This window comes from Oceanobacillus sp. J11TS1, assembly GCF_018333215.1.
Lineage (GTDB): Bacteria > Bacillota > Bacilli > Bacillales > Amphibacillaceae > Oceanobacillus.
Genome location: NZ_BORO01000005.1, coordinates 120302 through 146580, shown reverse-complemented (window position 1 = coordinate 146580; position 26279 = coordinate 120302). Strand labels below are relative to the sequence as shown.

At 36.0% G+C, this 26279-nt stretch carries 29 protein-coding genes, 2 tRNA genes, 1 pseudogene and 1 riboswitch; of the genes and pseudogenes, 17 read left to right on the top strand and 15 right to left on the bottom strand.

All coding sequences use genetic code 11. From position 1 onward, the window contains the following. Nucleotides 1–29: 29 nt before the first annotated feature. The 12 genes and pseudogenes from KI343_RS06270 to KI343_RS06215 all read left to right on the top strand — a co-directional run bounded on the left by KI343_RS06270 (nt 30) and on the right by KI343_RS06215 (nt 10571). Nucleotides 30–794 carry an ABC transporter ATP-binding protein gene (locus tag KI343_RS06270; RefSeq protein ID WP_212925583.1) on the top strand — a complete coding sequence of 255 codons (765 nt, stop codon included), beginning with the start codon at nt 30–32 and terminating at the stop codon, nt 792–794. Continuing rightward, a complete protein-coding gene (locus KI343_RS06265) occupies nt 784–2637 on the top strand; it encodes an ABC transporter permease (RefSeq protein WP_212925582.1) in 1854 nt (617 codons plus the stop codon). Before KI343_RS06270 ends, KI343_RS06265 begins: the two co-directional genes overlap by 11 nt. A 643-nt stretch (nt 2638–3280) precedes the next feature. After that, nucleotides 3281–3598, top strand: coding sequence for an ArsR/SmtB family transcription factor (locus tag KI343_RS06260; RefSeq protein WP_212925581.1), 318 nt, complete (start codon nt 3281–3283; stop codon nt 3596–3598). Nucleotides 3599–3740: 142 nt separating this feature from the next. Next, nucleotides 3741–4169, top strand: coding sequence for a DMT family transporter (locus tag KI343_RS06255; RefSeq protein ID WP_212925580.1), 429 nt, complete (start codon nt 3741–3743; stop codon nt 4167–4169). 10 nt (nt 4170–4179) lie between these two features. Further along, complete coding sequence (locus KI343_RS06250) at nt 4180–4650, top strand: DMT family transporter (protein WP_212925579.1); 471 nt, start codon at nt 4180–4182, stop codon at nt 4648–4650. A gap of 72 nt (nt 4651–4722) precedes the next feature. Continuing rightward, a complete protein-coding gene (locus KI343_RS06245) occupies nt 4723–5517 on the top strand; it encodes an SDR family NAD(P)-dependent oxidoreductase (protein ID WP_212925578.1) in 795 nt (264 codons plus the stop codon). 66 nt (nt 5518–5583) lie between these two features. Then, a pseudogene (locus tag KI343_RS06240) lies at nt 5584–5892 on the top strand (NAD-dependent epimerase/dehydratase family protein); the annotation flags it as partial. A gap of 239 nt (nt 5893–6131) precedes the next feature. Beyond that, a riboswitch (TPP riboswitch) is annotated at nt 6132–6234 on the top strand. Nucleotides 6235–6329: 95 nt separating this feature from the next. Beyond that, a complete protein-coding gene (gene tenA / locus KI343_RS06235; protein WP_212925576.1) occupies nt 6330–7016 on the top strand; it encodes a thiaminase II in 687 nt (228 codons plus the stop codon). A gap of 752 nt (nt 7017–7768) precedes the next feature. Next, nucleotides 7769–7844 (top strand) — tRNA-Thr (locus KI343_RS06230). Between the two features lie 6 nt (nt 7845–7850). Further along, nucleotides 7851–7940, top strand: a tRNA-Ser gene (locus KI343_RS06225). Between the two features lie 535 nt (nt 7941–8475). Then, nucleotides 8476–9561, top strand: coding sequence for a tyrosine recombinase XerS (xerS, locus tag KI343_RS06220; protein ID WP_212925575.1), 1086 nt, complete (start codon nt 8476–8478; stop codon nt 9559–9561). Between the two features lie 101 nt (nt 9562–9662). Further along, the gene (locus KI343_RS06215; RefSeq protein WP_212925574.1) at nt 9663–10571 is read left to right on the top strand and encodes an LAGLIDADG family homing endonuclease; all 909 of its coding nucleotides are present in this window, start codon (nt 9663–9665) and stop codon (nt 10569–10571) included. Nucleotides 10572–10973: 402 nt separating this feature from the next. Here KI343_RS06215 and KI343_RS06210 read toward each other — a convergent pair whose 3' ends face one another. Beyond that, nucleotides 10974–11693 (bottom strand): DUF2812 domain-containing protein, encoded by a 720-nt coding sequence (locus KI343_RS06210; protein ID WP_212925573.1) that lies wholly within the window; start codon nt 11691–11693, stop codon nt 10974–10976. After that, entirely contained in the window at nt 11693–12007 is a 315-nt protein-coding gene (locus tag KI343_RS06205; RefSeq protein ID WP_212925572.1) for a PadR family transcriptional regulator, read from the bottom strand. Before KI343_RS06205 ends, KI343_RS06210 begins: the two co-directional genes overlap by 1 nt. 211 nt (nt 12008–12218) lie before the next feature. Between KI343_RS06205 and KI343_RS06200 the strand changes: the two genes are divergently transcribed. After that, a complete protein-coding gene (locus tag KI343_RS06200; RefSeq protein ID WP_212925571.1) occupies nt 12219–12494 on the top strand; it encodes an acylphosphatase in 276 nt (91 codons plus the stop codon). Between the two features lie 96 nt (nt 12495–12590). Here KI343_RS06200 and cls read toward each other — a convergent pair whose 3' ends face one another. The 12 genes from cls to KI343_RS06140 form a co-directional block, all read right to left on the bottom strand. Continuing rightward, the gene (gene cls, locus KI343_RS06195) at nt 12591–14051 is read right to left on the bottom strand and encodes a cardiolipin synthase (RefSeq protein ID WP_212925570.1); all 1461 of its coding nucleotides are present in this window, start codon (nt 14049–14051) and stop codon (nt 12591–12593) included. A gap of 168 nt (nt 14052–14219) precedes the next feature. After that, on the bottom strand, nt 14220–15737 hold the full coding sequence (locus KI343_RS06190) for an FAD-dependent oxidoreductase (RefSeq protein WP_212925569.1): 1518 nt from the start codon (nt 15735–15737) through the stop codon (nt 14220–14222). 182 nt (nt 15738–15919) lie between these two features. Continuing rightward, nucleotides 15920–16159 carry a 4Fe-4S dicluster domain-containing protein gene (locus KI343_RS06185; protein WP_212925568.1) on the bottom strand — a complete coding sequence of 80 codons (240 nt, stop codon included), beginning with the start codon at nt 16157–16159 and terminating at the stop codon, nt 15920–15922. A gap of 180 nt (nt 16160–16339) precedes the next feature. After that, on the bottom strand, nt 16340–16543 hold the full coding sequence (locus KI343_RS06180) for a DUF6501 family protein (RefSeq protein ID WP_212925567.1): 204 nt from the start codon (nt 16541–16543) through the stop codon (nt 16340–16342). Nucleotides 16544–16584: 41 nt separating this feature from the next. Continuing rightward, entirely contained in the window at nt 16585–17544 is a 960-nt protein-coding gene (gene msrA, locus KI343_RS06175; RefSeq protein WP_212925566.1) for a peptide-methionine (S)-S-oxide reductase MsrA, read from the bottom strand. Between the two features lie 115 nt (nt 17545–17659). Continuing rightward, a complete protein-coding gene (locus KI343_RS06170; RefSeq protein ID WP_244856753.1) occupies nt 17660–18073 on the bottom strand; it encodes a YqfQ family protein in 414 nt (137 codons plus the stop codon). A 370-nt stretch (nt 18074–18443) separates the two neighbouring features. After that, nucleotides 18444–18668 carry a YozE family protein gene (locus tag KI343_RS06165; RefSeq protein WP_212925565.1) on the bottom strand — a complete coding sequence of 75 codons (225 nt, stop codon included), beginning with the start codon at nt 18666–18668 and terminating at the stop codon, nt 18444–18446. A gap of 12 nt (nt 18669–18680) precedes the next feature. Further along, complete coding sequence (tatC, locus tag KI343_RS06160) at nt 18681–19436, bottom strand: twin-arginine translocase subunit TatC (RefSeq protein WP_212925564.1); 756 nt, start codon at nt 19434–19436, stop codon at nt 18681–18683. A 71-nt stretch (nt 19437–19507) separates the two neighbouring features. After that, the gene (locus tag KI343_RS06155; protein ID WP_280530118.1) at nt 19508–19678 is read right to left on the bottom strand and encodes a twin-arginine translocase TatA/TatE family subunit; all 171 of its coding nucleotides are present in this window, start codon (nt 19676–19678) and stop codon (nt 19508–19510) included. A gap of 34 nt (nt 19679–19712) precedes the next feature. Beyond that, nucleotides 19713–19913 carry a twin-arginine translocase TatA/TatE family subunit gene (locus KI343_RS06150; protein WP_212925562.1) on the bottom strand — a complete coding sequence of 67 codons (201 nt, stop codon included), beginning with the start codon at nt 19911–19913 and terminating at the stop codon, nt 19713–19715. A gap of 121 nt (nt 19914–20034) precedes the next feature. Further along, nucleotides 20035–20535: a dihydrofolate reductase gene (locus tag KI343_RS06145; protein ID WP_212925561.1), complete on the bottom strand. Its 501-nt coding sequence runs from the start codon at nt 20533–20535 to the stop codon at nt 20035–20037. Between the two features lie 36 nt (nt 20536–20571). Continuing rightward, nucleotides 20572–21525 carry a thymidylate synthase gene (locus KI343_RS06140; RefSeq protein WP_212925560.1) on the bottom strand — a complete coding sequence of 318 codons (954 nt, stop codon included), beginning with the start codon at nt 21523–21525 and terminating at the stop codon, nt 20572–20574. A 527-nt stretch (nt 21526–22052) separates the two neighbouring features. Between KI343_RS06140 and KI343_RS06135 the strand changes: the two genes are divergently transcribed. From KI343_RS06135 to KI343_RS06120, 4 genes are all read left to right on the top strand, one after another. Next, nucleotides 22053–22253, top strand: a complete 201-nt coding sequence (locus KI343_RS06135) for a cold-shock protein (RefSeq protein ID WP_212925559.1) — start codon at nt 22053–22055, stop codon at nt 22251–22253. A 325-nt stretch (nt 22254–22578) separates the two neighbouring features. Further along, the gene (locus KI343_RS06130; RefSeq protein WP_212925558.1) at nt 22579–22689 is read left to right on the top strand and encodes a cytochrome c oxidase subunit 2A; all 111 of its coding nucleotides are present in this window, start codon (nt 22579–22581) and stop codon (nt 22687–22689) included. 18 nt (nt 22690–22707) lie between these two features. Beyond that, complete coding sequence (locus KI343_RS06125; RefSeq protein WP_212925557.1) at nt 22708–23241, top strand: cytochrome c oxidase subunit II; 534 nt, start codon at nt 22708–22710, stop codon at nt 23239–23241. Next, a complete protein-coding gene (locus KI343_RS06120; protein WP_212925556.1) occupies nt 23210–24895 on the top strand; it encodes a b(o/a)3-type cytochrome-c oxidase subunit 1 in 1686 nt (561 codons plus the stop codon). The genes KI343_RS06125 and KI343_RS06120 overlap by 32 nt, the downstream gene beginning before the upstream one ends. Nucleotides 24896–25081: 186 nt before the next feature. Here the strand turns inward: KI343_RS06120 and KI343_RS06115 are convergent, their stop codons facing one another. Continuing rightward, the gene (locus KI343_RS06115) at nt 25082–26212 is read right to left on the bottom strand and encodes a THUMP domain-containing class I SAM-dependent RNA methyltransferase (RefSeq protein WP_212925555.1); all 1131 of its coding nucleotides are present in this window, start codon (nt 26210–26212) and stop codon (nt 25082–25084) included. Nucleotides 26213–26279: the final 67 nt, after the last annotated feature.

Here is a 26279-nt window from a genome sequence, read left to right as displayed (position 1 = left end):
GCTAACAATAGAAACAGGAGTGAGTGTCTATGCCAGAAGTGATATTAGATATAAAACAGCTTCACAAAGACTATACAGGTGAAGTGAATTATAAAGCGTTAAAAGGAATTGATTTTCAATTAAATCGTAATGAATTTGTTGCTGTAATGGGCCCATCTGGAAGCGGGAAAACAACATTTTTAAATTGTATTTCGACGATTGATCGTCCGACAAATGGTTCTATTACCATTAATAAGAAGAATCCATATGAGTTAAGTGATGATGAACTTGCTAAATTCCGCCGTAATGAATTGGGATTTGTCTTCCAGGATTTCAACTTGGTTCACACCTTAACCGTAGAGGAGAATATTTTATTGCCATTGACACTGGATATGGTAAGTTCAAAAGAGATGGCAACGCGTTTAGCAGGGGTTGTAGATTTTTTAGGAATTAAAGAAATCATGAAAAAGCGCACATTTGAAATTTCAGGCGGACAAAAACAGCGTGCTGCTATTGCACGGGCTGTTATTCATCAGCCAAGCCTATTATTAGCGGATGAGCCAACTGGGAATTTGGACTCCAAAGCTGTAAATAGCGTCATGACGTTATTCCAATCGATTCATGATACCTTTCAAACATCTTTGTTAATGGTAACACACGATCCCTATGTCGCTAGTTTTGCTGAACGTGTCATTTTCATGCAAGATGGACTTCTATATAATGAAATACACCGCAGTGAAAACAAGAAACAATTCTATCAAGAAATCATGGATACACTGACATTTCTAGGTGGTGGACAACAGCATGAGCTTTAATCATATTGTCTTTCAAAATATTATGCGTGATAAATGGACATATATTTCTTATTTTTTAAGCAGTGTTTTTTCCATTTTAGTCTTTTTCTTGTTTTTGATTACAGCTTTTCATCCAATGATGGATACGATTAATCCAGATAGTACATTGGGAATAACAATGATTTTTTGTAGTTTTATTGTCTATATTTTTTCTTTTGTATTTATTATCTATTCCATGCTTGCTTTTCTAAAGAAAAAAACGAAAAGTCTTGGAATCTTTATGATTTCGGGAGCTTCCATGAAACAATTGCAAAAGATGGTATTCCGGGAAAATATGCTGATTGCAATAACAGCAATTATTACCGCAATCGTTATCGGACTAATCATATCTCCATTATTTTTAATGGTGGTTAAAAATATCTTACAAGCTGATAGCTTTGGAATGTACATCCCCATACAGGCTATTGTAATGACATTGATTTTATTCAGCATTTTATTTCTTATTGTTTCCAGATTTACCACACGGTTTATTAAGAAGGGGGAAGCCATACAATTATTAAAAGCTGATGTCACACAGGAAAAAATCATTCAGCCTGCACCATGGAAATTAATTTTATCCATTTTGGTAACCGCCATTTTATTACTGCTGTTCAAAGTGAGTCCAGGTATTGTTGAGAGTTTAGCTATTTTTTATTATATCATCGTATTTATCAGTTTGTTATTTACGATTTACTTTGTATTAACCCAAGGGATTCTGTTTGCTACCCGCAGACTGCAAAAAAGCTCCTCTTATTATAAGAAAACGAATTTGCTGTTTGTATCGAATTTACAAGCAAAAGGCAATTCGCACGCACATATTATTTATTTGCTTAGTATCCTGCTGCTAGCTGTTTTTGTTTGTACAAGTGTTTTATACAGTTCCTATTACAACGTGGAAGAAGATACAGAAGCAGTGTATCCATATAGTTTTCAGTATATTTCTCTTCCAGATAATCCTGTTGAACAAGAACAGAAAGATATTGATTTTATGGAGACAACACTTAATCAGGAAACAGAGGGTTATAAATCTTATTATTCTGCTTTTAAAACAGATGAAGAACGTAGAATCGGCTTTATGTCGAATAGCAATTTTAATGCCCTTGGTACACAGCAAACAATGATATTAAAGGATAAAGAATATTATGTGGTGGCCGGGAATGAAGGAACACCTCCAAGCTCTGAAGCGATTAATGATTATTTGGATGAGAGGCTGCAATATACAGGGTTGGAAGAAAACCTGATTCTTTCTACAGGCTTACAAGAAGTATATTACATTGTTCCAGATGATATCTATGACACAATCGACTATCCAGAATATGATGTGTTTGCCTATGAGGTAGATGGGTGGACAGAACAATTAGATGTTGCGGATACGGTAGAAGCACAAGTGACAACAGAACCGGATGAACGATTAGTGACATCTAAAATTTCCTTATATGATACGGAAGTGTTTATAAAGAGTATTATGTTCTTTATTGGCTTTATGCTTAGCCTTATTTTTCTAAGCGCCGCTATGAGTATTCTCTATTTTTACTTGCAAACCTCTTTAGAGGGAGAAAAGGAAAAATATACGGGTATTCGTAAAATTGGACTTTCTATCAAAGAGATCCGTTCGGTTGTAACGAGAGAATTGGCGTTACTAATTTTTGTTCCTTTTTCCTTTGCTGTGATTTTATTATTTGTTGTTTTATTCAGTATTCGTGATGCATTATCACCTGTTTTCTTTCACATGACGGCAATAGGTACAGGGATATTTTTATTACTGTTTGTTCTAAGTTTTTTAATTATCCGCAAGGCATATTTGAAAAAATTAGTAACAGAGTGAATAATAAGGAAGCCTATAAAAAGAGTATTAGTTACCAGTACTATACATGTATTGGAGAAGGTACATTAAAAAAATTCAACGTACTAGTGATGAATACCGATTAATCGACTTTTTTTATCTGGAGGGAATCAGCATATTTTTTCTTCTCATTTTAAAAGTCTGCTTAAATACGCTTCACTAATAATCACACCTATATACATGAGGTGTGATTATTTCAAGTGCTAATCGTTTGTTGTCACAGTAAATAACTCGTTGATTAATCTTGGACTCATGATTGGTTCATCCGTAGGTGGTTTAACAATTGATAGCGGCTTCGGGCTTACTTCACCATTATGGGTTTGGAGCAATAATGGGTATTCTTGGTCTGATATCGCTCTTGCCAGTTATACGAGGGAAAGCTTCTTCCGTTAAAATTCAATGAGTGAGCGAATAAGACTATCCTTATTAAAATAAAGTATTTCATTTACTAAACCCAGCTATTCATTTGCATTTAGGATTTTAGATGTTCCATGGAGGATGACCCATTATCTAATAACGTATGGAAGCAATAAAAACTTTTCTAGATAAGGTATTTCGGGATTATTTATTATTCATATTATTTAATCCATTTGACATTTCGAGAAAATTCGAATAGAATAAATTCATGACAAATTTAAGTGAGATTTTTAAAGTGTTAGGAAATGAAAAAAGACTGGATATGTTGCAATGGTTAAAAGATCCAATGAACCATTTTGAAAAGCCGACTGCACACCTTTCCAAAAATATCAGTGAAAAGGGAGGCGTCTGTGTGGGTGACATCCAAGAGAAAGCACAAATGTCACCATCCACTGTGTCGCATTACTTAAAGATGATGCAGCAGGCAGGTCTTTTGGAATCTGAACGCCATGGGCAATGGACGTACTATCGCCGAAATGAAGAAAAGATAGAGGAAATTGTCTCTATTATAAAAAAGGATCTGTAGATCTTTTTTTATCTGAAATAATTCGTTATTTCTCGAAATTTATAAATTCTATTCCATGGGTGATGATGAAACATCTTATTTTTTTATCTATCATTTCGTTATTTCTCGAAATTTAAAATCGTATTTATAGGAGTTGATCTTTTTGAAGGTATTATTTTATGCTTTAGCACTATTAGCGGGAGTCACATTAAGTGTGGAAGGAGCGATATATGCAGTACTGGGAGAATCTATTGGAAAATTAGAAAGCAGTCTATATAACTTTGTTGTTGGAACGATTATTCTTGGTGTTGCTTTATTGTTTTGGGGAAAAGGCTCCTTATCTTATACGGCAAAAGCTCCTAAATGGCAGCTGACAGGAGGATTGTTGGGAATTATTTATCTTACTATTCTTGTGATTGGTATTCCGCTTATAGGCGTAGGAATGGCTATGAGCAGTGTTGTAGTCGGTCAATTGGTTATGAGCATGATCATCGAACATAAAGGATGGCTGGGCAGTCCAAGAATAAAAGTGAGACCGGAAAAAATTATTGCAGCAATACTTATGGTTACTTCATTATTTCTCATTTACTAGGAGGTTAAGAATGTCTATTTTTATTTTAATTGCTTCACTCATTGGTGGTGTCCTGCTAAGTGCACAGTCGTCTGTTAATGGTGCTTTCAGCAGTAAAGCAGGCACACTGGAAAGTGCTTTTCTAACTTTTATTACAGGTGGCCTGATGCTGTTTATTGTTGTTTTATTTTTTGGAACTGGAAACTTCTTATCATTTTTAGAAGCCCCGAAATGGCAGCTGGCTGCAGTATGGTTTGGCGTAGGGTATTTATTTTTAACGATTCTTGCTGTCCCTAAAATTGGTATCATCGCAACTAATCTATCCGCTATAATTGGCCAACTGTCTATGGGAATGCTGATTGACCATTTTGGCTGGTTTGGAGGTATGCAGATTCCGTTAGACTTAAAACGCTTGCTGGCACTTGGCCTGATGCTTATTGCACTTCGGTTGATTTATCAGGCGAATAGCAAAGAGCGGGAACAGAGGATAAAAGTATCTTAAATATCTAAAAAAATGAAAGGGGGGGATCTGAAATTTTCTGAAATAAAAAACTACCAAAATGGAGGTTTTATCATGCATTTACAACTGAAAGGAAAAACAGCATTAATTACCGGCTCAACATCTGGAATCGGAAAGGCGATTGCTGTTTCTTTAGCGGCAGAAGGAGTTAACGTCATTATTAACGGACGTCATCAGGAAAAGATTAATCAAACGCTGGAAGTCATTCAATCGGAATCCTCAACGGTTTCGATAGATTTTATCACTGCTGATTTAGGTACGAAACAAGGCTGTGAACAAGTGATAGAAAAATATCCGCATGTAGATATACTAGTCAATAATTTAGGGGTTTTTGAGCCGGTCGATTATTTTGATACAACCGATGAAGATTGGTACAAACAATTTGAAGTGAATATGATGAGCGGTGTCCGTTTAACACGCTGGTACTTAAAGCAAATGATTGAACGCAATGAAGGCAGAGTTATTTTTATTGGAAGTGAGGCTTCTTTAGTCCCCGCTGCCGAAATGCCCCATTATAGTGCCGTTAAAACGATGCAGCTTTCCCTATCCCGAAGCTTGGCTGAGCTGACCAAAGGTTCGCAAGTTACTGTCAATACAGTTACACCGGGCTCTACTTTTACGGAAGGGGTAGAAACCATGCTTCGTACTCTCTATGCCGATAAGGATTTGACAATTGAAGAGATGGAAGAACGCTTTATACAAGAAAATCGATCCACTTCTATTATTCAAAGACTGATTCGTCCGGAAGAGATAGCCAATCTGGTTACTTTTTTAAGCAGTCCACTTTCTTCTGCGATTAATGGTTCTGCTTTGAAAATAGATGGAGGGCTGGTTCGTAGTGTATTTTAAGCTACATGACTGAACTGGGAGTAAAACATACTTATTTAATATGCTACATGAAGGGGAGATGGTGAAATGTCACAGGATTCATTTAGTAACAAACAGAATAAAGGAAGCAAAATTGCCCTTGTGGTAGGTGCAAACGGAGTAATCGGCAAAAATCTTATTGATCATTTAGTTTCGTTAAAAGATTGGAAGATTATCGGATTATCCAGACGTGGCGGGGAAGAAAAGGAACGTGTCCGCTATATCAGCGTTGATTTACTTGATAGAGGGGACAGTCAGGATAAGCTTCGAAAACTTACAAATGTAACACATATTTTCTATGCAGCCTATCAGGATCGGCCGACTTGGGCAGAACTGGTTCCGCCTAACCTGACTATGTTCTTTTTGTTTACCGCTATATACAAAGAAATAAAAGAGGGAAGAAAAGCCTAAGGGGCCTTTACAAGAAATCCATGATGCTTCTCCAGAAGAAGGATGTGGTGAGCTGTTCGGTTTTATTGGAATACCAGCTGAAAAAGCCGTTTCTGAGATTTTTAATTACTTATTTTCAAGTTTCTAATACACTAAGAAACTTGACTTAAAATTTGGTTCTGCTACCATAATAGACAATCGAATAAGTTTTCTACTAGGGGCGCCGTAACGGCTGAGATAAATATATATTTAGCACCCTTAGAACCTGATCTGGTTAAGACCAGCGGAGGGAAGTAGAATGAGCAAACAAACCATGCGCTATTTTCACGTGTGTATGTTTTCGTATGTATGCAAATACTTCCTTCTACTAGTCTTTAGAAAAAAAGATTAGAGGAGGATTTTTTATGAAATTTACTGATGAATTACGTGCTGTAACGAAGGAAAGCTGGGAGCAAAGTTTAAATCATCCATTTGTGCAAGGGATAGTGAAAGGAGATTTACCGCTAGAAACATTTAAGAACTATATTTTACAAGATATTTACTATTTAAAACACTACGGTAAAGTACATGCTATCGCTGCGTCTCAGGCAGATGATTTTAAATTAACTGCTCTATTAGCTGATAAAGCGCGCTTGACAGCGGAAGCAGAGTTAACCGTGCATAAGCAACATGCTGAAATCTTAAATATTACCCAAAAAGATTTAGATAACTTCAAACCAGCTCCAACCGCCTATGCATATACTTCACATTTATATCGGGCAACCATGTCTGGAAATCTGGCACACTCTGTTGCAGCAATGTTGCCATGCTACTGGTTATATGCAGACATTGGAAAAGTAAATGAACATGCAACACCATATCCAGAAATTTATCGTAATTGGATTAAAATGTACGCGAGTGACTGGTTCCAAGACTCAACGAACGAAATGATTCATCTACTAAACACACTGGTTGAAGATATGAATGATAAGGAAAAAGAAAAAGTAAAAGAACAATTTATAATCGCAAAAGAATACGAACTTCATTTTTGGGAGATGTCGTACACCTTTGAAAATTGGCTTTCAGAAAGTAAAAAAGTAAGCACTCGTTAAGAAAAAATAATGCAAGGAAGAAAGTTAGGAAGAAGTGCCATTACGAGCGCATTTAATTACAACAGTTAATTTGCGTTGAGACTTAACACTTGTGCTTGTTTAACAATGTGGACGTAGACACTGTATAAAAGAAATAAATAATAGCGTTGATACAAAATACTTGAGCCATGTTGGCTTTTCGGGTGAATAATCAGTTTAGTTAACTAGTTCGTTTTTAAAGGACTCTCATTTATTTGAGGGTCTTTTTACACTTTAAGAAACCAGCAGGGCTCACCTAGAGCGCGAGCCACCATCTATCATGAAAACTTTGGCTTTATGGCGTTTAAAATCTCAAATGTTTTCATACAAAAGTATAAAAATTTTAAGAAATAAAAGTATAAGTAAAATGGTGCCGGAATTTTTGGAACAAGAAATAAACTACCAAAATGGGGGGTTATCATGCATTTACAGTTAAAAGGTAAAACAGCATTGATTACCGGCTCAATAACAGGAATAGGGAAGGTGGTTATTTCTTTAGCAGCAGAAGGGGGTAACGTCATTCTTAATGGATGTCATTAGAAAAAGATTTTTCAAACGGCTGTGAACGAGTGATGGAAAAATAACCGCATGTAGATATACTCGTCAATAATTTAGAGATTTTTAGCCAGTCGATCATTTTGATGCAACCGATGAAGACTGGTGCAAGCAATGGGAAGTGATTATTGAAATTCCCTAAAAAAAGTATTATTATATAATATGTTCTAGAATTTCATGCTGGCGTAGCACAGTTGGTAGTGCGCATCACTCGTAATGATGAGGTCGGAGGTTCGAACCCTCTCGCCAGCACCATTCCATGGAGAAGTACCCAAGTCCGGCTAAAGGGGACGCACTCGAAATGCGTTAGGACGGGCAACTGTCGCGTGGGTTCGAATCCCACCTTCTCCTTTTTAGAAAACGAAAGAATGTATTCAACAGAATGCCGATGATTGTTTGGGACTCTCTTTTAAGGAGTCCTGTTTTTTATTTTCATTACTTTTTCGTATCAAAATAAAATGGAGTTTGTTTGATAGAGGCATTTAATAATTATAAAAGTAGAATATAATATACTTACGTAACAAACTTAAAATGTGGTATAAAAAATGAACCAAGATCACAGCATCCTATCCTTATATAAGGAATAGGATGCTCAAAATCTGGTATAAGTTCCATACCAGCCATTACGATAATTCAATAGCAAGAAATGTATTTCAAGAGAAAATACGAAGCTTTTCAAAAAAAAGAACGAATACTATGAAGCAACTCATGGCGGACTGCATAATAATGATCTTGAACAGACGTTTAATATGCGGCTGGTATATAGAAAGGGGAAGTTATGTGAAGAAATAATATCCAAATAGATTATTACGTAAAATATAAATTTGACGTAATAATTGCAATTCAGTTTAAAGCATTGTAAAATCTACCTATGAGGTGGTCTAAAATGACAAATCATTCCAAACAACAGTTATACAGCAAACTTCAGACTATGCTTAAAGAACTTCCTTGGTATGTTGAGGAATTTATCAATCATAAAAAAAGAAAATTATCGGCAGCTTCACTGCTCAATTATGCACATGATTATAAAATATTTTTCGATTGGCTCGTTGCCGAAGATTTTTATTCTGGTGAACTAAAGGATTTGCCGCTTGAGTTGCTTGAATCACTAACTGTTCAGGAAGCCGAGCGATTCTTGACTTTTCTCCAATACCAATTAAATAACAAAGAAGTCACGATAAACCGCAAGTTATCAGCTTTGAAGTCGCTTTTCAATTACCTGCAAAATATCGCCGAAACACGTGATTTACAACCATATCTAAAGCGTAATGTGATGGCGAAGATTGAATTCAATGATATAAAAGAAAGTATGGAAACAACCGCAAACAAAATGGAAGGAAAAATCCTAATTGGTGATGAATATGAACGTTTTCGCCAATTTATTGCCTATGACTATGGTGAGCTTTTTAAAGACAATAAGAAACTCGTAAACTTTCACCTCCTTAACCGTGAACGTGACACAGCGATTGTCTCGCTTATTTTAGGATCCGGGCTACGACTCTCCGAGGTTGTAAATCTGGATTTAGGCGACATTGATCACAGCAAATTTACTGCACGTGTTATTCGCAAAGGAAACAAAGAGCAATATGTTTATTTCAGCAAGCAAGCGATGGATGACTTGAACGAATATTTACAAATCAGATCGGAACGCTATCATGTGGAGAAATCAAATAAAGCTTTATTTATTGCTGCTGTAATGGGACCAAAAGGAACATCGAAACGACTAACTGCACGTGCTATTGAAAAATTAATCGAAAAATATGCAAAAGCCTTCGGAAAACCGTCCTTATCCGTTCACAAATTAAGGCATTCATTTGCAACAAGGTATCATAATGAGATTAATGATGTACCAAAATTAAGACGCCAACTCGGTCATTCATCAATTCAAACGACGATGATTTATACACATATTAACAATGACGATTTGAAAAATGCGGTAGATAAGATGGATATGCCGAAAGATGATTTATAATTATAAGATTAGCATACATTTCACTCTAAAGTTATAAATCCACCTGGGTTTCTACTTGAAAATGCGAACAATTGTTTGCATACTTAAGAGTAAGAAAACAAATGAAGGGAGATAAAATAATGCCTAGAAACCCGGGAATTACAGACGAAGCTATTATCAAGATGTATAAAAGTGGTATGCCTTTTAAAGAAATGGTTTCACGTATCGGCATATCTGATCGTTCTATTCGTAATGTAATGTATAAACACGGAGTTAAAATGAATAGAGAGCAATCTTCAGGGCAACCTCGAAAGCATAAAATTAATGAAAACTTCTTTAAAACTTGGTCACATGAAATGGCGTGGGTGTTGGGGTTATTTATAACTGATGGCCATGTAAATAAAAGCACACATAGCATATATTTTTCTCAAAAAGACGAACGTATTTTAAAGGTTATTGCAACGTATTTGGACGCAGCCTATATTTTAGCAAGCACTGTTCCTACAAAAATCACAACGGATACTAGCAAAAGTGGCAATCCTATTTATCGAGTATGGCTTAACGGAAAGACAGAACTCCAGAAATTAGCAAGAATTATTTATAATCATACAGATACTGAAAACTTTTTAATCTATAAAAGAATCTATATGACTCAACATTTAGATAATCCTTATTATGTTGAAGATGAACGAGATGTCCCTAAATGGAAACGAAAAGATGGGAAACTAATACACATAAACTCTGGCTCGAGAATACCCTTTCGCACAAATATAAGTAGAAGAACATTAGATTCCTTAAAAATAATTGCTAAAGAACGGAAAATGTATCTTAATCATTTAATCGAAATAGGACTGAAAAATTTATTAGCAAAAAGTGAGATCTCTTTTAATCGACAAATAAGACCGGATGACCGTGTTCAATTTAAAACGACGTATGATGAGGAATTGTTAACTAATATTAAAAGGTTGGCCCAACAGAATAATCTATTTATAAATGACGTGATAGAGCATAGTATACATTTTATAGATTGAAAGGTTGTAATTAAGCAACCTCTTTTCTTTTAAAAATTTCCTAGTTTACATAATATTTATTATGGGAAACTAAATTTAACAATGCAATTTTTGTCTCATAACTAAAGTATACTTTGGATAGTGAGACAAAACAATTTTTTATTTGATCAACCATCATTTTATCAATTTGATTAGCTATGCTGGTTATTATATGGCACATGGAATTTAATAATAAACCTGTATATCGGTAAAAGTTTAATATACTAATTAGTCAATTATCACTTAGTTTTCAAACCTGGATCCTTTAATTAGAATTATTATAAAACCGTTATTTCGGTCAATTTTACCAAAATAACGGTTTTATAATTGATTATTCCTTATTCCACCCAAGTCCAGTTTAGCTCAATAACTTTGAATCCTATACTAAGCTCTCTTCCCTCTCGTTTTACAATAAATAGACATGATAACCCAAATAGCAGTTGGAAGTGCGATTGCACCAATAATCATAGACGCTAAGAAGCGAACTGCGCTATCTGGTACAATGACAAATAACATAATAATAATAAGTAAAGAAAAAAGGAAAGGTATTGTTTTCGCTAGGTTTACTAATCCTCTTCTTCCTTCTGCCTTCCACTGGTTACTATATGCTGCAATCGCAGTCCAAACTGTTGGAACGGTAATTATACTTAGAATTGCCGCTAATATAATAAGTACTGAGTTTAAAAGGCCAGTACTTATTATTACTCCAACCCACATGAGTACAGTTAATAGAACAAGTGAAATTGCGAAGTTTTTTATGGAACTACTAGGTCTTCTGTACTTTTCAACTGTCGTTTCTTGGTCCGTGTAAATCGGTTTCGTACCCGGATGTGCCCGAAATAAATGAATATTAGCTTCCGAGGCAACATGCGTCCATCCAGAAGATGAGAAAAAGTCAAAGTATTCCTCTTCTTCCTGTTCTTTCAATGAACGATAATCTACATTGTAGATATAGTCGGAGCTTTCTCCTTTTTCAAGAGAGTACCCCATAAACTTAAAGTCACTGACATGCCAACCCTTCAAAGAAAACCGTCGTAATTTTTCCATATCCTTCTCTTCAGAAAAAGCTAACCCTTTTGACATAATATACTTTGTTTGTCTCATTATTCACCCTCCCCTAGTCCTGTTTCTGCTAAGTGGATCATCAGTTTTCTTAGCTGCACCTCTTCCTCTAGTACTTCTCTGCCTTTTTTAGTAAGTAGATACGTCTTACGCCTAGAATCGGACCCATCATGTAAATAAATCCACTCTTGTTTTAATAGCTTTTTAATAATCGTGTACATGGAAGCAGGTCCTATCGTGATTGCTCCTTTTGTGGTTTCTTCAATTAAGTTCATAATAGCGTATCCATGCCTTGGTTTCGTTAAAGCAGCCATAATATAAAACATAGAATCTGTTAATTGCTCAGCTTTCTTCAACCAATCACCTCCTATATCATTTCAGGATGTATCATAAAGCGATACATATATCTAAAAACAATATATCATGATGTGATATAATTGTCTATAGTCATATCATAATATGATATATCAGTAGGTGTGGTTTCCATAAGAATCGAAAAAACCTATTTTCCTTTTCATTGGAAATATTAACTTCTATGCTTTTATAATGGAATGAGAGGTGATTTTAATGAGATATATTGCTATAAGTGTTCGCGGCCGTGTTCAAGGTGTTGGCTTTCGCTATTTCACGCAGCATACTGCAACAGATTGTAATATTACTGGTTGGGTTAAAAATGAAGCGGATGGCAGTGTTTATATAGAAGCATATGGTGGTGATGAAAATATTGATCTCTTTTTAGATAAAATAAAAAAAGGCCCTTCCCGCTTTGCTAAAGTTAGTGATCTATCTGTAAAGGAATACGCTGAAGATCCTGAGTTCACTTCTTTTGATATTAAATATTAGTAATTGTGCTCCCCCCTCCTATCTCTTAAAAAACAGTCATAAAGCTTTGCGATTTATGGTGATTCCAGCAAAGCTTTATGACTGTTGAGTTGCTATCTATAGAATTGGTGAAAGCAAACGAGAAACTCCTTCTTTAAATTTAATAAGTAAGGATCGATTGTTATACCGTTCAGGTGTCAGCTCGGAACTTAATTTGCTGTCTTTCTCAAATATTCGGTACAATTCTTGAGAAACACCTTCATCATAGGTAACCGCATTTACTTCAAAATTTAATCGGAAACTTCGAGAATCAATATTCATTGTCCCGACGGATGCGATTTTTTTGTCAACGACGATAGTTTTAGCATGAAGAAATCCATTTTCATAGAGTAATATTTTCGCCCCGTATTCTAGCAAATCACCTGCACATGCCCAAGTTGCCCAGTAAACAAATGGATGATCCGGCTTACAAGGTATCATAATACGTACATCAATTCCTGATAAAAGTGCCATTTTACAGGCATCCATAAAGCTTGTATCTGGGATAAAGTAAGGTGTTTGGATGAAGACACTTTCCTCTGCAGAATGAATCATTTTAATATACATATTCTTCAAGTGCTCCGTCTTCGAGTTGGGTCCACTTGAAATAATTTGAACAGGACTCGTTCCATGATGTTTTTCTAGATAAAAACGGAATTCTTTATAATTCCATGTCTTATCTTTACCTGCCTGGTGCCAGTCCATAACGAATCTTACTTGAATATCATTGACTGCATTACCAATTATTTTAAAATGGGTATCCCGCCAATAACCAAACTTTTTATCTTCCCCTAAATATTCATCACCTACATTAAATCCTCCGATATAAGAATGCTTGCCATCAATAATCACAAGTTTTCTATGGTTTCGATTATTGATTCGGAAATTAATAAGTTTTAGGAAAGAAGGAAAAAAAACACGCACTTCTCCACCTGCACGTTTCAATTCATGAAAGAATCCAACTGGTAACTTCTTAGATCCGACTTCATCGTATAAAACCCGTACTTTTAATCCCTCTTTTGCTTTCATTACAAGCGCATCTCTTACACGTTTTCCTAAATTGTCAGGCTGGATAATATAATATTGCACATTAATTTCCTGTTTTGCTGCCAGTATATCGTTTATTAAAGCATCAAATTTCTGATGACCATCATGAAATATGAAAATGTCATTATCCTCTGATAATCTGGCGTGAGAAGATCGTAAATTCATTGTGATTAAATCTTCATATTGCTTTAACCATGGTGATGATGCTGCGTTTTGTTTTTCTTTATCAATCATGGCTAATTGGGTGTGAACTTCATCTTTGAGCAGCTTTTTCTCTTCTTCTGTTAGTCCGTAAAAATTATTCTGCTTTAAACTGCGTCCTAGAAATATATAAATAAAAAAACCTATGATAGGTATAAAAAATAAGACCAATAACCATGCCCAAGTATAACCTACATCTCGTTTTTCAAAAAATAAGACCCCTAATGCCAATAATAAATTAATAAAAATAATGATCGAAGCAATTGTTGTAATAATGTTGCTTATTTCCAATAAAAATCACCTTCTTTTCCTTGATGTTCAGCCGCTTCATTTTCTATATATGAGATCTACCCATATTACACTATAAGAAAATAAAAGTTAAATCAACTATTGTGAAACAAAAGGAACACTTGTCCTTAGAAGATAAGAAAGCAGTGTCCCTTTTGTCTTAATTAATTATTAATCGTCTAACGATATTTTTCTTAAAGATTTTTTTGCCGGGCCTGCCATTACTTCACCGTCGTAATGGAAACGGGAGCCATGGCAAGGACAATCCCAGGTTTTATCACCGCTATTCCAATGCACCTCGCAGCCGAGATGAGTACATGTTGTATCAAGGGCATGCAATTGCTCCTCCTTATCTTTATAAACACCCACACGAGCCCCTTTGAAGGTAGTGATTGTCCCCTCGTCTATTTCTAATTTGTCAATATCCTTCGCTTCAGGGAAATCAAACTTTCCTTTGAGTAACTCTTTGGCAACACGTGCATTGTAGCTAATAAAGTTCTTTAGCATCGGTTTAGATGAAAAACGTGAAGGAGAAAATAATTCTTTATAAGGATTTTTATCCGCTTTCAGTATAGTATCTGTTATTATTCTTGCAGCCAATGTCCCGTTTGTCATTCCCCACTTTCGATAACCTGTGGCAATTAAAATAGAAGGATCTCCACCCGTGATTGGACCGATATACGGCATTTTATCTAATGTAATATAATCTTGGGCAGACCACTGATAAGAAATGTCATCTATCTGAAATTGTTCTTTAGCAAATCCTCTTAAATTCTGATAGCATAACGCTTCGTCCTTTTCCTCACCTGATCGATGGTTCTCGCCGCCAATAAGCAGATAGGTATCTTCATTATTTAGGCTAGCTGCTCGAATCGAACGAGATGGATTTTCAGCGTTAATATACATGCCGCCTGGGTATTCGAAATTTGTTTTTCCTGCAACAACATAAGACCGTTCTGCAGACATTTTGGCAAAATAAAGACCCTGATGATCAATAAATGGGAAATGTGTAGCTGCAACTAGATAATCGCATGTCACCCGGTGCTCATCTTTTGTAAGTACTGTGGGACGCCTATTATATTCTATTCCCATCGCTACTGTTTCTTCATAAATCTCTATTCCATTTTTGACAGCTTCCTGCAGCATAAATTGTAAATACTTTAATGGGTGGAATTGTGCTTGATTTGGCATTTTTAATGCCTGTTTGAATGGAATTTGTAATGGCATTTGCTCGATAAGTTCCCCAGCAATGCCTAAGGTCTTATATGCCTGCCTCTCTTTCTCTAGTTGGCTCATATAAGCATCGTCATTTGTATAAACGAATGCATCCTGTTCCTCATAATTGCAAGAAATATTATTCTTCTTTATTTCATGCTGAATAAACTGCTTTGTTTCTTGCATCGCCTGATAATACTGTTTTGCTTTTTCTTCCCCCAGGGTTTCGATTAGTTCTGCATAAATAATTCCATGCTGCGCCGTTATTTTTGCTGTGGTATGTCCCGTTACACCGCTGAGTATCCGATCCGATTCTAATAATATGACTTTTATACCTTTTTTAGAAAGTAAATATGCAGTCGTTATTCCAGTTAGCCCTGCTCCGACAATGCATACCTCTGTTTTTTTTGACTCTTGGAGTTTGGGGAATGTCGAAAATGTTGTATCTGCCTGCCAAATTGATGTGAAACTCATATTAATGTGCACCTCACTATTTCCTTTTTAACTTAGTATCCCCTTTTTTCATAGAGTTAGTCACTAGATGGTGTAATTACTGAAAATACAGAGCGTATACATTTAAATACATGGATTCATACGCGTCTTTTAACCTCAAAAAAAGACTGCCTACGTTGAATAAGCAGTCTTTGAATATTTGTTTAACGATTTTCAAAAAATAAGCGGTTCAATGAGATATATTCATTTTCCTTATCAGGCACTTCATCTTCCATATAGATTGCTTCTACTGGACAAACCGCCTCGCATGCACCGCAATCGATGCAAATATCTGGATCAATATAGAACATATCCTCGCCTTCTTCTATACAATCAACAGGACAAACTTCGACGCACTCTCCTGCTTTTTCTGTTTTACATGGTGAAGTAATAACAAAAGCCAACGAGATTCCCCTCCTCTTTACCAATATTTTTCACGTATTAAATTATTATAACCCATTTTAAAATAAAAGGAAACTTCATTCTTAGTGAAATAAAGTGTTATGTATAGAGGAAATAAGGCCGTCTAAATCATTTATAAAGCCTCATCTCCTTTACCCTCTTATAGAAGGTTTAATTGTTGTTTAACATTCCTCAAAATAATCTTTTCTGAATCCAGCAATCCGATCGCTATTATCAATAATAAAATAAAATTCTTCTGTTTCATTTTTTACATCATAAACTTTACCTGGCGTAAGTTTACGATCAACAATAAATTTTTTTGCATTTGCATGTACACATTTGATTTGCTTTATTGTTTCTCGATTTTCCCAATTCTTATGAATCATCTTCTTTTCCTCTCTTCTTGTTTACATAATATTATTATAACCTATTTGAATAGATATAAATAATTCGCATAGCCTTCTTCTTCCATTTTTTCTTTTGGAATAAATCGCATTGCAGCTGAATTCATACAGTAACGCAATCCTCCATGCTCTTTAGGACCATCTTCAAACACATGACCTAGATGTGAATCAGACGCTTTACTGCGAACTTCTGTGCGTATCATACCATGAGACGAATCTATAACATCCGTGATTTGATATGGATCCAACGGTTTTGTAAAGCTCGGCCACCCACAACCAGCGTCGTACTGATCCTTTGACGAAAATAAGACTTTACCAGAAATAATATCGACATAAATACCTTCTTCTTTATTATTCCAATATTCATTATCAAATGGACGCTCTGTACCATTTTCTTGTGTTACGTGATATTGAATCGGTGTCAATTTTTCTCTTAATTCTTTTTCAGAAGGCTTATTCTGCCAATTTTCCTTGATGAATCCCTCTCGGCCGGAACCTTTTTTATACATTCGATAATGGAAAGAACGTTTTTTATAATAATCTTGATGTTCTTCTTCTGCCACATAGAAAGGTTTAGCCGGAAGAATAGGTGTAACGATATCCTTTTTAAACTTTCCGCTTTGCTGCAGCATTTCCTTTGAGTGTTCAGCTATTTCTTTCTGTTTTTCATTGTGATAAAAAATCGCTGTCTGATAGGATTCGCCACGATCGTTAAATTGTCCGCCCGCATCTGTTGGGTCAATCTGCTGCCAAAATGTTTCAACGAGTTCTTTGTAAGGCATGATACTTGGGTCGAATTCTATTTGTACCGCTTCTACATGACCAGTTGTATCTGAGCAAACCTGCTCATAGGTTGGATTCTCTACATGTCCTCCTGTATATCCAGAACGAATGCGGAGTACTCCTGGACGCTCGTCAAACGGCTCTACCATACACCAAAAACATCCTCCTGCAAAAGTGGCAAGCTCTTTCTGTAGTGACATGCTATTTCCTCCTATCGGCATTCCTATTGAAATCTCTCTTCCTATTCTTCCTTTTTTACAAAAAAAAATCAAGTAGAAGGCTTTTATCATAACAGAGACAGCCCCCTACTTGATTCTAAATATATAATTTGGGTTTGGAAAGACCTTTTTCTTTTACCCGCTTAGGTATCTCTTTCGTATCCAGATCTTCCTGGTAATTTTTCATTTCTTCTTTTGGATTTGTTGGACTTTCTTTTTGAGATATATCCTCCGCTGGTTCTTCACTATCTTCTTTACTAAATGTTTTAAAAGCTTTCATCATCCGATACATTGTAGGAATATTTTTGACCATTGGACCGTACTCCTGAATTAATGGCGCTGTTGACTGTACAACACCAAGCACCTGCTGAACCCCTCCAAGTGTTTTAGAGAGTTTAGAAAGCCCACCTGATTGCGCTAACCCTTGACCAGAACTTCCTGGTAATAAACTTGATAAACCTCTTGATCCGCTTTTTGATTGACCTCTTCCAACTCCGTTTATATTTCTCATCTCTCGTGGAAGCCCCCTATAATCAAAGTGCTCATTACGAAAAGGGGGCTGCGGAGTACGAGGCATCTGATTTCTCGGTGGAAAAACCATTACTATCTACCCCTATTCATCTATATTACTTTTAGAATATGCGAAAGCCATATAACTGTGTAGACACTTCTCCTTGGGAAATATTCCAGAATCATTTCCCGGGAAACCGCAGGAATCAACAAATAGTCGGCAGGAAAACAATCATTTGTCGAAATGCTTCGATGTTCGTCTAAATAGCATAATCAAACGTTTGTTTAATTTTTGGATCTAGGAAGCGATGTTTTCAATTCCAAGTCAAAATTCCTTTACGTCCTTGATCACACAAAAAAAGCAGCCTATTTCAGCTGCTATATCTCCACTCATATTCTGACCAAAGCTCATCAAAAGCTTTTAATGCAGTTGCAAAAGGACTATTCCATTCTAAGTAATCACTAATTTCATCATAGCTTGTTGCATATTGCGGGAAATGATGATCATAGAATGCCCAATCGGCTAATTCGGAATAATCGTCCTTCTCTAATTTTCCCCGATGTGTTAGTAAGAATTGATAAAATGATAAGCGCATTATTTCCCTCCTTTACTCATTCATAAAGGCTTCGTGCTGTGCTTGTTTTTTTCTGTACACCGCCTTACATAATTGAATGCTTATTTCATAAATAATGATTAATGGTATTGCTACAACAATCTGCAAAATAAAATCAGGCGGTGTAATTAAAACGCCTATAACGATTAAAATAAAGTAAGCATACTTACGATTTTTCACCATAAATGCTGGTGTTAAAACTCCCAGACTTGTCAGAAACATTGTAAAGATTGGAAGCTCAAACAAAAAGGCGAACGGCAACGTTACCCTTAATAAAAATCCAAAATACCGTTCAACGGTAAACATAACATTGAACATATCATCGTTCAAAGATAATAGAAAAGGAAATATTAAGTTAACAAATACCATGTAGCCAAATACAAGACCTAATACAAATAAAATTAATGAACCGGGTATGTAGGCTAGTGATACACGTTTTTCTTTTGGTGTTAAAGCTGGACTGACAAATGCCCAAAGCTGATAAACGATAACTGGTATGCTTCCTGCAAAAGCAATTAATCCAGCAATAGAGAAGTAAATCCAAATAATTTCAGCAGGGCTTATTACGGTGAGTTGCATATCGATATCATCGACAAAAAAGGAATAAATGCTTTTCACATTTAGAAAACCGACAATAAAAAATAGCACAAAAACAATCGCTGTAACAATTAAACGATTTCGGAGCTCTGTTAAATGCCCACCGAAATTCATTTCCTTTTCCCCATTTATATATTCTTCTGATTCTGACATAATTCCATCCACCCCTTAAGCTAATGACACAAAAGAGATGCAAGGAATAATCCCTACACCTCTACAATTCATTACTGTTTCTTTTTAGGATTGTCATTCATAATATCTCTGCTTGCATTTTTAAATTCTTTTAATGTCGTTCCAAGTGCTTTTCCGATTTCAGGAAGCTTGTTTGGGCCAAAGACAATTAAAGCAACAATGACTATTAAAATTACCCCGGGAAATCCGATATTTGAAAATATATTCATCATTCATCACTCCATACATGAATTTAACTTATTTTTCTTCTTTCATCATTGATTTAACTTCACTTGTCTCCGCTGTAACATCTTGCGTTAAATCACGTGTGGAATTTTTAAACTCCTTTAGCGATTCCCCAGCAGCTTTTCCTATTTGCGGCAGCTTATTCGGTCCAAAGATAATAAGAGCTAGTATCACGAATAATACAAGACCTGGAACGCCAATGTTCGTTAACATCAATTGACACCTTCTTTGCATAAAGGATGATTAAAAATCATGGTGTTTCTTATTGTTCTTTTTGAGCACCTATTATGAGAGCATTTTCTTTCTTAACATATCATAGCATGTATCGAAAAGATTAGACAAGTTTATTTTTACGGTCATATTGCAAGAAATAATAGTCGTATGGATTTTTTTCGTTTTTTAATCCTTTTTCTTTTTTGGTAAGCTCCCACTCCATTTGATCAAATGTCGGAGCAAAGGTGTCTCCAGGAAAATCTTCATCAATTTTTGTGATATACATTCTGTCAGCAATAGCCAAAGCTTGTTTAAAAACTTCTTCGCCGCCAATAATAAAATACTCTATCCCCGGATTTTCTTCATTCCAACGTTCGACCGTAGATATATCATGGATAAGTTCTATATTTTTAAAGGATAAATCTTTATTCCTTGTTAATACGACATTACGTCGATTTGGCAGAGCACCATTCATAGATTCCAATGTTTTTCTTCCCATAATAATTGTATTTCCTGTTGTCTTCTCTTTAAAAAATTTCAAATCCTCCGGCAGGTGCCAAGGCATCTTGTTTTGATAACCAATCACATTATTTCTGCTTGCAGCAAATAGGAACGAAATCATCTATTAACCTCCATTCTGTGATGTTGTGTATCCCCATTAAACAGCGATGGGAGCTTTAATCGCTGGATGTGGATGGTAATCTGTAATTTCTAAATCAGATATATCAATATCGAAAATAGACTTGTTTTTAGCATTTATTTTTAATTTAGGAAATGCACGAACTTCCCTTTCCAATTGCAAATTTACTTGTTCTACATGATTGGAATAGATATGTGCATCGCCGAAGGTATGAATAAATTCCCCTACCTCTAAATCACATTCGTGCGCAATTAAATGTGTTAATAGCGCATAGCTGGCAATGTTAAAAGGCACACCAATAAACACATCGGCACTTCGCTGATATAGCTGACAAGATAGTTTTCCATCCGCTACATAAAACTGAAAAAGGGTGTGACAAGGTGGTAACGCCATGGATGGGATATCTTCTGGATTCCACGCAGATACAATATGGCGTCTCGAATTCGGATTGGTTTTGATGGACCCAATGGTTTCTTTTAACTGATCAATCGTTTCCCCTTTTGAGGTTTCCCATTTTCTCCACTGTTTTCCGTATACGGATCCCAAATCCCCATATTTTTCAGCAAATCGGGCATCATTTAATATCTTTTCTTTAAATAGTTGCATTTGCTGCTCATATTCTTTTTTAAAAGCAGCTTCGTTTTGGCTGCGTATACCGAAGTTCTTCATATCTGGCCCTGTGTATTCTGGACTTTTAATCCATCTTTCAAATGCCCACTCATTCCAAATGTTGTTATTATTCTCCAGTAAATAGCGTATATTCGTATCTCCTTTCATAAACCATAATAGCTCTGTAGCGATTAATCGGAACGGAACTTTTTTCGTCGTTAATAAAGGAAATCCCTTTTGTAAATCAAAACGAATTTGATGACCAAAAATGGAATAGGTGCCCGTTTTCGTCCGGTCATCCCGATTTTGTCCCTCATCTAATATTTTACGGCATAACTCTAAATAACCTTGTTCTCCTTGCATCGAGAATCCTCCTAATTCAATATATATCCTTATTTATTACTAAAAATATTCTTCATCCTATTAATGGCTGGTGAGGTAGATGCAATGGATAGTGACATCTCATCCCACCGAACCCCGGTGAAGCAATTGCTGCCTGAGCTATCTTTACTTCACTGTATACACCTATTAAAAATCAACATTTATAAGACTTTAAACAATCTTTATTATAACAGAAAGTTGCTTAAGATAGGTTTCCCATACATGAAAAAAACAAAATCGATTAGATAGGACTGCAAACCTCTAAATTCTTAACCTTTTGATAATTTTATAAAAATGGTAAGGATTTCTTGACTATGAAAAAAATTTAAGCTAATATGGGTACAAGCAAAGAAGATGTTAACGGAATCATTGGAATGTAAAGGTAGCTTCGGTAGAAAGAAGTGGATGGTGATCCGTTCTTCTATCGGAAGCTGCCTTTTTTCATTTTTCGTTATTCTGCTTTGTATTAACACGCGTTTTACGTGGAAGTATTTAGGAGGAAAAATGACATGGAAAACGGAGTAGTAAAATGGTTTAATGCAGAAAAAGGTTACGGATTCATTCAATTAGAAGAAGGGAATGATATTTTCGTACATTATTCTGCTATTCAAGAAGAAGGATTTAAAACGTTAGAAGAAGGTCAAGAAGTATCCTTTGAAGTAGTTGAAGGTGAACGTGGTCCACAAGCTGCAAATGTTGTAAAAAAATAAATATCATCATAGATTAAAAGCAGAATCCTGATTGGGGTTCTGCTTTTTTATTTTATGCAAAATTATTCTCCTCCGGCACCTTGTCCTCCTCCCTGCTTTATATATGACACAAAGACCCCAATTTATTCCAATCAAGCATTAATTTCATTCATTTGTACAAAAAAACGTCACAAACTTTTCTAACCAGAAAGTTTGTAAAACCAGCATATCAATCTACTTGTGAATAAATGAACAAAATGTGAAAGGTTCGGTGTGGAGCGTCGTACACGCCTTTTTTTCGATATGATAAAGCTATAGGTAAGAAGTTACAAAAGGGGTGATTGACATGAAGAAATCGGAACCAAATTTAAAAGGGACACTTTTTTTCGTAATGATGATTGGAATAATTATTCTTATCAGCTGGTTTGCAGTATTTTTATTATTTTTGTCGCGATAAAGAAGGAGGAGAAAGAACATGCACTTTCACAAATACGAGAAAATTTGGCTTATCTTTGGCGGCGCCTCCCTTGTATTGTTTCTAGCGATACTTGGATTTGGAGCATTTTATTTAGGTACACACCCTCAAAGCCATGGAGCTATCATCGATCCTGAAAATGTAGAAGCCAATGAGGCTTTCCAAAAGGAAAATCTCGGGCTTACAAAAGTAGATGAGGATAAATACATTGTCAATGTTGTCGCAAGTGCATTCCATTATGATTTAGGAAATGACGATAATGGAAATGCGGTATCTCGCATAGAAATCCCTAAAGGCTCTACGGTTTTGTTTCAAGTAGTTACGAAAGACGTGGTTCATGGATTTAACGTGGCAGGTACAAATGTGAATATGATGGTTGAACCCGGTTATATCAGCAGCATGGAAGTGCAGCTAAATAAAACTGGAGAATTTACGTTATTATGTAATGAATACTGTGGTGTCGGGCATCACATGATGTTTGCAACAGTGGAGGTGGTTGACGATGAGTCTAGCAATGAAACAGCAGCAAAATGAAGAAATTAATCTAACACCCTTGAGTATCTCAAAACCAGAGGCGAAATTGTATCTATCCTTTATGTATGTTGCATTTATTTCTTTATTTATCGGTGGTTTAATGGGGTTATTACAAGTGCTCGTCCGTTCGGGTGATTTTGAACTTCCGCTTGGGATTGGCTATTATCAAATTCTTACGTTACACGGTGTTATCCTAGCGTTAGTACTGACAACTTTTTTCATTATTGGATTCCAATTTTCCTTATTAGGTAAAACCGTTGGAATGTCCGGCAGACAACGAAAACTAGGTTGGGTTTCTTTTTGGACAATGACAATAGGTACAGCTTTCACAGGAACAGCAATTTTACTTGGTAAAGCAAATGTTCTATATACGTTCTATGCACCCTTAAAAGCGCATCCAATCTTTTATATCGGGCTAGCGCTTGTAGTAGTTGGATCCTGGATTGCTGCTTTTGTAAATTGGCATCAAGTCTACATTTGGAAAAAAGCTCATCCGAATCAGAAAACACCACTTTTAGCCTTTATGGTTACCATTAATATGATTATGTGGGTTATCTGTTCCATTGGTGTAGCTGTAGCAGTTCTTGTTCAATTTATCCCATGGTCATTAGGCTATGCAGAAACGATTCATGTTTTACTAAGCCGTACTCTATTCTGGTACTTCGGCCATCCGCTCGTTTATTTCTGGTTGCTTCCTGCTTATATGGCATGGTATGCAATTATACCTAAAATTATTGGCGGAAAAATATTCAGTGATTCTTTAGCAAGACTTTCATTTATTTTGTTCTTATTTTTCTCTATTCCAGTTGGATTCCACCATCAGCTTACAGAACCAGGTATTGATCCGACATGGAAGTTTATTCAAGTAGTTCTAACATTTATGGTTGTTATTCCAAGTTTAATGACTGCATTTTCTATGTTTGCGATGTTTGAGATTACCGGCCGGAAAAATGGTGCAACTGGATTATTGGACTGGTTTAAAAAGTTACCTTGGAAAGATGTTCGGTTTGTAGCTCCGTTTGTCGGAATGCTAGCTTTTATTCCAGGCGGAGCAGGCGGTCTTATTAATGCATCCCACCAATTAAATACAGTTATTCATAATACCATTTGGGTAACAGGACATTTTCATTTAACAATTGCAACGACCGTGATTCTAACCTTTTTTGGGATCAGTTACTGGTTGATACCTCATTTAACGGGGAGAAAGCTAACACCGAAAATTCATAAACTAGGCATTTATCAAACGGTTATCTGGGCAGTAGGAATGTTGATTATGTCTGGGGCTATGCATATTCAGGGACTGCTTGGCGGGCCAAGGAGATCTTCTTTCTCCGATTATGGCGGTACAGAACAAGCTGCTGAATGGGTTGGTTATCAAGTAGCTCAGGCTGTCGGCGGAACGCTTTTGTTTATCGGTATTGTCTTCATGATTTATATTTTTGTGGAATTATGCTTCTTTGCTCCTAAAGGTGAGGAAGAATTTCCAATTGCGGAAGAAGAAAAAGATGCCATTCCGACTCCTTTATGGATGGAAAATTGGAAGTTATGGATTGGAATTACCATTGCGTTGATTCTATTTGCTTACACGGTTCCAATGATAGATATTATTCAAAATGCACCGCCAGGGTCACCTCCATTTGACAGTATTTTATAAGATTAAAGGAACCAATAGTGCAAAGCGCCCATTCTAGGGTTACAGTTACTCGATCCACCGAAACTATGTGCAAAACTTTTATACTTTCTTTACCTATTTAACTAAAAACGCAAGAAATCAATGAATGAAATTGATTTCTTGCGTTTTTTATCGGGAAGACTCTTCTTAAAGAGCCAATAGATGATTTTAATCCTCTTTCTTCCCAAAATATTGATAGTAGTTCGTTTGAATAAAACCATTAAACAGCTTGCGTTTCTTCGTAGCCGTTTTTCCAAATGCTTTTTCAAACTGTTCATAAGCTGTAATGATGTACGCGCTCCAGGTTGGGTGATTTTGCATTACACTACCTAAATCCTGATACATCTTCTCAACTTCTTCTTTATCGCTTAGACGTTGTCCATATGGTGGATTACTAATGAGGTAACCATTTTTTTGCTTTATGGTAAGATCACTGACTTGCATTTGCTTCCACTCAATTAAATCACCGAGTCCAGCCTCGAGCGCATTTGCCTTTGCAGTTTCAATCATTTGATGACTAATATCAGAGCCAACAATGGATAAGGACTGATCATAATTTGCCAGCTCTTCTGCTTCCGTAAAAGCCGCATCCCAATGTCTTTGTTTCACTAAGCTCCATTCTTCAGAGGCAAATTCGCGGTTAAAACCAGGAGCGATATTTTGTCCAATTAACGCCGCTTCAATAAGAATCGTGCCTGAACCACAGAATGGATCAATTAAAGGCTGATCAGGTTTCCAATTCGTTAAAAGAACAAGGGCTGCAGCGAGCGTTTCTTTTAAGGGTGCTTCCCCTTGTTCTACTCGATAACCACGCTTGTGTAAGCCTGTCCCTGATGTATCGATGGTTAATGTTGCTTCATCCTTTAATAGCGCAATTTCCGTTTTATAAAGCGCACCTGATTCTTCAAGTTTATTTACAAGACCATATTTTAATTTCATTCGTTCCACAATTGCTTTCTTCACAATTGCTTGGCAATCTGGCACGCTGTATAAAGTTGATTTAACAGATTTTCCGGAAACAGGTATTTGCCCAGTTTCATCGATGTAATTTTCCCAAGGTAGTGCTTTTGTCTGTTCAAATAGCTCATCAAAAGTGGTGGCTTGAAACTTACCGACAAGAATTTTCACACGGTCTGCAGTTCTTAGCCATAAATTACATCTTGGGATTGCAGATATGGGGGCATCAAAAATTACTTTGCCATTCTCGACAGTTGCTTCATATCCTAAGTCCTTAACTTCTTTTGCAACAATTGATTCAAGTCCCATTGCTGCCGTAGCAATTAAAGTTACTTGTTTCATTTTTATAATTCCTCTCGGGTAACAGTATAGTGTTTTAAGTCAATAAAAGAAAAAAGACTCTATTTCA